The organism is Streptomyces sp. NPDC051315, assembly GCF_044455165.1.
In the GTDB taxonomy this organism is placed as follows: Bacteria; Actinomycetota; Actinomycetes; order Streptomycetales; family Streptomycetaceae; genus Streptomyces.
Map to the genome: position 1 here is coordinate 24,318 of NZ_JBITEN010000035.1, position 7,598 is coordinate 31,915.

The window sequence follows — 7,598 nt, forward strand, 5'->3', positions numbered from 1 at the left end:
CGTGATCAGTCCACCAGATCCCTGACCACCGCGTCCGCCAGCAGCCGGCCCCGCAGCGTCAGGACCGCCCGCCCCTCCTCGTACGGCCCGCCCTCCAGCAACCCCTCCGACAGCGCCCGGCGCGCGGCCGCGAGCCCCTCCTGCCGCAGCAGCGACAACGGCACGCCCTCCCGCAGCCGCAGCTCCAGCAGGATCCGCTCCACCCTGCGGTCCTCCTCCGACAGCAGCTCTCGCCCGGCCCCCGGCGACCGCCCCGCCGCCAGTGCCGCCGCGTACGCGCCCGGGTGCTTGACGTTCCACCAGCGCACCCCGCCCACGTGCGAGTGCGCACCCGGCCCCGCACCCCACCAGTCGGCGCCGCGCCAGTACAGCTCGTTGTGCAGGCATCGGCCCGCTTCGGAGGTGGCCCAGTTCGACACCTCGTACCAGTCGAAGCCCGCCGCCGCGAGGGTCTCCTCGGCGATCAGGTACCGGTCCGCGTGGACGTCGTCGTCGGTCATCGGGACCTCGCCGCGGCGGATGCGGCGGGCGAGCTGGGTGCCCTCCTCGACGATCAGCGCGTACGCGCTGATGTGGTCGGGGCCGGCGGTCAGCGCCGCCTCCAGCGAGGCGCGCCAGTCGTCGTCCGACTCGCCCGGGGTGCCGTAGATCAGGTCCAGGTTCACGTGCTCGAAGCCCGCCGCCCGCGCCTCCGCCACGCACGCCTCGGGGCGGCCGGGCGTGTGGGTGCGGTCCAGGACCCTCAGGACGTGCTGCCTCGCGCTCTGCATGCCGAAGGAGATCCGGTTGAAGCCGCCCTGGCGGAGGCGGGCGAGGTACGCCGGGTCCACCGACTCCGGGTTCGCCTCCGTGGTGATCTCCGCGTCCGCCGCCAGTCCGAACTCGTCGCGGATCGCGCCCAGCATCCGCACCAGGTCACCGGCGGCCAGCAGGGTCGGCGTGCCGCCGCCGACGAAGACGGTGCGGACCTCGCGGGGATCGTCGCCGAGGACCTTGCGGGCCAGCCGGACCTCGTCGATCAGGGTGTCGGCGTAGTTGTCGCGGGAGGCGAGGACACCGCCCGTGCCGCGCAGCTCGGTGGCGGTGTAGGTGTTGAAGTCGCAGTAGCCGCAGCGGGTCGCGCAGTACGGGACGTGCAGGTAGAACCCGAGGGGGCGGTCGGCGGCCCCGGCGAGCGCGGAGGCGGGCAGCGCACCGTCGGCGGGGACGGGCTCGCCGTCGGGGAGTGCGGATGGCATGTGGTCCATTGTCCCGTACGTCCGGACCGGCCCCGGACGCCCGGGCGGTCGGGCCCTACTCCGCCTGCAGCACCAGCAGCGCGAGGTCGTCCTCCGGTGGCTGGCCGCCGAAGTCGTGGACCAGGCGCCGGATGCGTTCGGCGATCAGCTCCGCGTCGAGCCCGGCGCAGCCGGACAGCGCGGTCGCGAGGCCGTCGCCGTCGTCGAACTGGCGGGAGCCCGAGCGCCGCTCGGTGACGCCGTCGGTGACGCACAGCAGGCTGTCGCCGGGTCGCAGGTCCAGGGTCTCGTTGACGTAGGTGGCGTCCTCGACGACTCCGAGGAGGGTCTGCGGCTGCGCGGCCGTGGTGACGCCGCCGTCGGGGCGCAGCAGCAGGGGCAGGGGGTGACCGGCGGAGGCGAGGGTGCAGCGGACGCCGCCCTCGAAGGGGGCCAGCTCGCCGTAGAGGAGGGAGAGGAACCGGGTCTGCGGGCCGTCGCCGGGGCCGGCGGGACCGACGAAGGCGCGGGCGGCGGCGTCGGCGGCCTCGGTGGCGTCGTCGAGGAGGAGCTGGTTGAGGCGGTCCAGGACGTCGGCGACGCCGTAGCCCTCGCGCGCCAGCAGCCGCAGCCAGGGGCGGGCCAGGCCGATGACGACGGCGGCCTCGGGGCCCTTGCCCTGCACGTCGCCCACCGCGAAGCACCAGCGGCCGTCGCCGGCCGGGAACAGGTCGTAGAAGTCGCCGCTGGGGCCGCCCTGCTCGCGCGGCTCGTGGACGAGGGCGCTGCGCACCCCGGGGATCTCGGCGACCGCGCCGGGCAGCAGGCCGCGCTGGAGGACGGCGCTGATGGTGACCTGGCGGGCGTACTGGCGGGCCGCGCCGATGGCGAGCGCCACCCGGCGGCCGAGGTCCTCGACGAGCCCGGTGACCTCGTCGGGGAAGCGCAGCAGCCCGGCCCGTCCGATGACGAGGGTGCCCAGCGGACGGCCCCCGGCGATCAGCCGGTAGGCGAGGGCGGTGCCGTCCGGGCCGAGCGCGGTGGCGGGCCAGGGGTGGGCGGCGGGCCCGGAGCGCGGGCCGTCGGGCGGGCGCGGCGGGTCCTTCTCCAGGGCGCGCCGCAGCTCCTGGATGTGGTTCTCGCTGACGTGCCAGACGCGGGCCAGCCGCGGCCCGGGCCCGCCGGCGCCGCCCCAGCCGTCCGCGTCCGGCCGGCCGGCGCCCCAGCGCCCGCCGAGCTCGTCCTCCAGCCACACCGCGCACCAGTCCGCGAGCCGCGGCACGAGCAGCTGGCCGGTGAGCGCGGCCACCAGGTCCTCGTCGAGCTGACCGGCGAGCAGGTCGGAGGCCTCGGCGAGGAAGGAGAGCGCGCCGCGGCCCAGCCAGCCGCGGTCGCGGGCGCCGAGCCGGGGCTCGGGGGCGAGTGCCTCGGCGAAGGCGAGGGAGGCGTCGGGAGGGCCGTCGGCGCCGGCGCGGGGCTGCGCGGGGTGCCCCTCGTCGGGCGTCCGGCCGGGCAGCAGCCGCGCCCACACCGTCTTCGTCCCCCTGCGGTACGTCACTCCCCAGGCGTCGGCGAGCGTGGCGACCAGGCGCAGGCCGCGGCCGTACTCGGGGGTCTCGTACGGGGAGTCGGGGGTGCCGTCGCGCGGGGCGCGGGAGGGATGGTGGTCGGTGACCTCCACGACGACCGCGCAGGTCTCGGGCTCCTCCTCCAGCCGGCAGACCAGGTCGAGGTCGGTGCCGGCGTGCACGACGGCGTTGGTGACCAGCTCGCTGACGACGAGTACGGCGTCGTTGCCGAACGCGTCGGAGGCGGTGCCGGTGAGGCCGAGGCCGGCCCACTCGGTCAGCGCGGCGCGGACGAGGTCGCGGGCGGCGCCGGGCGCGAGGGAGCCGCCGGTCAGGGTCGCGCGGGTCTGCGGGGGTCCGTCCGCGTGCGCGGGCGCGCCGCCGGCCCGCGACGCGGTCTCCCGTTGCGTCGGAATGGCCCCCATGGGCAGCTCCCCGGACGGTCGGACGATGGGGCATTGCTCTTCGGACTCGGCCTTCGGGCGATTACGCCTCTGCCGACGCCGACAGAGTGACAGACTGGCCCCGCCCATAAGCGCCGAGTTATCGAAGTGGGCCGTCATGAGTGAGAACAGTGCGCCGCATGTGCTCGAAGACGGACGGATTGCGACCGGGATCAGAGCATCCGAGCTTCGCCCGTTGCTCGCGGCGATGACCGCCGCCCGCGACGGCGACTTCACGAAGCTGCCGGAGACGGGCGAGGGCATCGTGGCCGAGCTGACGTCGGTCTTCAACCAGGTCCTCGACCGCAGCGTCCACTTCAACACCGAGGTGCGGCGCGTGCGGCGCGAGCTGGTGCGGTACGGCCGCCTCGACGAGCGTCTGACGGCGAGTCCCGGCCAGGGTGGCTGGAGCTCGCGGGTGGACGACGTCAACCAGCTGCTGGACGCCCTGGTGGCGCCGGCGGCGAACGCGGCACGCGTGCTGGACGCGGTGGCCGGCGGTGATCTGACCCAGCGGGTCGATCTGCACGACGGCACCCGGGAGCTGCGCGGGGACCTGCGGCGTCTGGGCCGGGCGGTGAACAGGATGGTGGACCAGCTCTCCCTGTTCACGGGCGAGGTGACCCGGGTGGCGCGGGAGGTCGGCACCGAGGGGCGGCTCGGCGGGCGGGCCAAGGTGCGGGGCCTGTCGGGGAGTTGGCGGGACGTCACCGAGGCGGTCAACACGATGGCGTCCCGGCTCACGGCCCAGGTCCGCGACATCGCCCTGGTGACGACGGCCGTGGCGCGCGGCGACCTCACCCGCACGGTGACCGTCGAGGCGACCGGCGAGCTGCTGGAGCTGAAGCTGACCGTGAACACGATGGTCGACCAGCTGTCCGCGTTCGCCGACGAGGTGACGCGGGTGGCCCGCGAGGTCGGCACGGAGGGCCGGCTGGGCGGCCGGGCGCAGGTCCGGGGCGTCTCCGGGGTCTGGAAGGACCTCACCGACAACGTCAACTTCATGGCGTCGAACCTCACCTCGCAGGTCCGCAACATCGCCCAGGTGACGACCGCGGTGGCCAACGGCGACCTGAGCCAGAAGATCACGGTCGACGCGCAGGGCGAGATCCTGGAGCTGAAGTCGACCATCAACACGATGGTCGACCAGCTCTCCGCCTTCGCCGACGAGGTCACCCGCGTCGCCCGCGAGGTCGGCACCGAGGGGAACCTCGGCGGTCGCGCCGAGGTGCGGGGCGTGTCGGGGGTGTGGAAGGACCTCACCGAGAACGTCAACTTCATGGCGGACAACCTGACCTCGCAGGTGCGCAACATCGCCCTGGTGTCCACCGCCGTCGCCCAGGGCGACCTCGGCAAGAAGATCACGGTGGAGGCGAAGGGCGAGATCCTGGAGCTGAAGACGACGATCAACACGATGGTCGACCAGCTCTCCGCCTTCGCCGACGAGGTCACCCGCGTCGCCCGCGAGGTCGGCACCGAGGGGAACCTCGGCGGTCAGGCGCAGGTGCGGGGCGTGTCGGGCGTGTGGAAGGACCTCACGGACAACGTCAACTTCATGGCGCTCAACCTGACCTCGCAGGTCCGCAACATCGCCCAGGTGACGACGGCCGTGGCCAACGGCGACCTGTCGAAGACGATCACCGTCGACGCCCGCGGCGAGATCCTGGAGCTGAAGGACACCGTCAACACGATGGTGGAGCAGTTGCGCGCCTTCGCCGACGAGGTGACCCGGGTGGCCCGCGAGGTCGGCACCGACGGCCGGCTCGGCGGGCGCGCCCAGGTGCTGGGCGTGTCCGGGGTGTGGCGGGACCTGACGGACAACGTCAACTACATGGCGGACAACCTGACCTCGCAGGTCCGCAACATCGCCCAGGTGGCGACGGCGGTCGCGCAGGGCGATCTGTCGCGGAAGATCGACGTCGACGCGCGCGGGGAGATCCTGGAGCTGAAGACCACCATCAACACGATGGTGGACACCCTGTCGTCCTTCGCCTCCGAGGTGACCCGCGTGGCCCGCGAGGTGGGTTCCGAGGGGCAGCTCGGCGGCCAGGCCCGGGTGGAGGGCGTCTACGGCACCTGGAAGCGCCTGACGACGAACGTGAACGAACTCGCGCTGAACCTCACCACCCAGGTCCGCGCGATCGCCGAGGTGGCCTCCGCGGTGGCCCAGGGCGACATGTCCCGCTCGATCACGGTGGAGGCGCGCGGCGAGGTCGCCGAGCTGAAGGACAACATCAACCTGATGGTGGCCAACCTGCGCGAGACGACCCGCGCCAAGGACTGGCTGGAGTCCAATCTGGCCCGGCTGGCCGCCCTCATGCAGGGCCACCGGGATCTGATGGAGGTCGCCGACCTGATCCTGCGGGAGCTGACCCCGCTGGTGAACGCGCAGTACGGCGCCTTCTACCTGGCCGACCCGGAGGAGGACCCGGCCGTGCGGACCACCGTCCCCGGCAAGGGTCTTGCCTTCATCGCGGGGTACGGCTCGGCGGAGGGCGCGACGGTCGAGACGGGCGGGCTGCCGGTGCACGGCCTGGTCCACCAGGCGGCCCGGGAGAAGAAGCGGATCCTGGTCGAGGAGGCCCCACCCCACTACATCAAGATCAACAGCGGGCTGGGGGAAGCGGCCCCGACGACGATCGTGATCATCCCGATCCTCTTCGAGGACAAGCTGCTCGGCGTGATCGAGCTGGCGTCCTTCTCCCGCTTCTCCGACGTGCACCTGGCCTTCTTCGACCAGTTCGTGAACACCATCGGTGTCGCCATCAACACCATCATCGCCAACTCCCGCACGGAGTCCCTGCTCGGCGAGTCCCAGCGGCTGGCCATGCAGCTCCAGGAACGCTCGGACGAACTCCAGAAACAGCAGGCAAAGTTGCAGCGCTCGAACGCCGAACTGGAGGAGAAGGCCGCCCTGCTGGCGACCAGCTCCCAGTACAAGTCGGAGTTCCTGGCGAACATGTCCCACGAGCTGCGGACCCCGCTGAACTCACTGCTGATCCTGGCCCGGCTGCTGTCCGACAACCCCGACGGCCGTCTCTCCGAGCAGGAGGTGCAGTTCGCGACGACGATCCACCGCTCCGGCTCGGACCTCCTGCAGCTGATCAACGACATCCTGGACCTGTCGAAGATCGAGGCGGGCCGGATGGACGTACGCCCCAAGCGGCTGCCGCTCATCAAGCTGCTGGACTACGTCCACGCGACCTTCCGCCCGCTCACCCACGACCGGGGGCTCGCCTTCGAGGTGGCGGTCGGGCAGGACGTGCCGCGCGAGATCCACTCGGACGAGCAGCGCCTCCAGCAGATCCTGCGCAACCTGCTCTCCAACGCGATCAAGTTCACCGCGAGCGGCCGGGTGGAGCTGCGCGTGGACCGGGTGAAGGACCCCGAGCACCGCTATGTCCAGGGCAGCGAGGAGGTGATCGCCTTCGCGGTCTCCGACACCGGCATCGGCATCGCGCCCGACAACCTCCCGGTGATCTTCGAGGCGTTCCAGCAGGCCGACGGCACGACCAACCGCAAGTACGGCGGGACGGGACTGGGGCTGTCCATCAGCCGCGAGATCGCGGGCCTGCTGGGCGGCCGTATCGTCGCGGAGAGCGAACCGGGCCGGGGCTCCACCTTCACCCTCTACGTCCCGGTCGTCGGCCCCGGCCACACGGCCGCCGCCGAGGAGCCGTCCTCCTCCGCGCCGCTCACCGGACCCGTCCCGGCCGGGTACGACGGCGACGACGCCTGGCCGGCCCCGACCGGGCTGGAGGCGTGGCAGACCGGCCGGGCCGGTCAGGTCCTGCCGGGGAGGCGGGTGCTGATCGTGGACGACGACATCCGCAACGTCTTCGCGCTCACCCACGTCCTGGGCCGCGTCGGCATGCCCGTCCTGTACGCCGAGAACGGCCGCGAGGGCATCGAGGCGCTGGAGCGCCACCCGGACGTCGAACTGGTCCTGATGGACATCATGATGCCGGAGATGGACGGCTACGAGACGATCGCCGCGATCCGCCGCACCCCGCGCTGGGCGGGCCTGCCCATCGTCGCCCTCACCGCCAAGGCGATGGTCGGCGACCGGGAGAAGTCCATAGCCCGCGGCGCCAACGACTACGTGCCCAAGCCGGTGGACGTCGACCGCCTGCTGACGGTGGTCTGCGCGCTGCTGGACCCGGAGGGCGCGGAGGGCGAGGAGCGGCCCCGCGAGGGGTGAGGAGTCCGTCCGGCGCCGGATGCAGGGACGTCACGGGGCGCGGAGGGCCGGGGGGGGGGGGGGGGGGGGGGGGGGGGGGGGGGCGCGCGCCGGCCCCCCCCCCCCCCCGGGCGAGGGGCCGGCGGGGGCCTTGGGCCGGGACGGTGGCGGGTGTGGTGGTCGGGGTCGT

Annotated in this window: 3 protein-coding genes; 1 reads left to right on the forward strand and 2 read right to left on the reverse strand. The window is 73.2% G+C overall.

What is annotated here, in order from left to right:
* Positions 1-5: 5 nt before the first annotated feature.
* Positions 6-1,238: a radical SAM family heme chaperone HemW gene (gene hemW / locus ACIBBD_RS38345; RefSeq protein ID WP_399424592.1), complete on the reverse strand. Its 1,233-nt coding sequence runs from the start codon at positions 1,236-1,238 to the stop codon at positions 6-8.
* 55 nt (positions 1,239-1,293) lie between these two features.
* A complete protein-coding gene (locus ACIBBD_RS38350) occupies positions 1,294-3,210 on the reverse strand; it encodes a SpoIIE family protein phosphatase (RefSeq protein WP_399424594.1) in 1,917 nt (638 codons plus the stop codon).
* A 226-nt stretch (positions 3,211-3,436) separates the two neighbouring features.
* Between ACIBBD_RS38350 and ACIBBD_RS38355 the strand changes: the two genes are divergently transcribed.
* On the forward strand, positions 3,437-7,429 hold the full coding sequence (locus ACIBBD_RS38355; RefSeq protein ID WP_399424595.1) for a HAMP domain-containing protein: 3,993 nt from the start codon (positions 3,437-3,439) through the stop codon (positions 7,427-7,429).
* Positions 7,430-7,598: the final 169 nt, after the last annotated feature.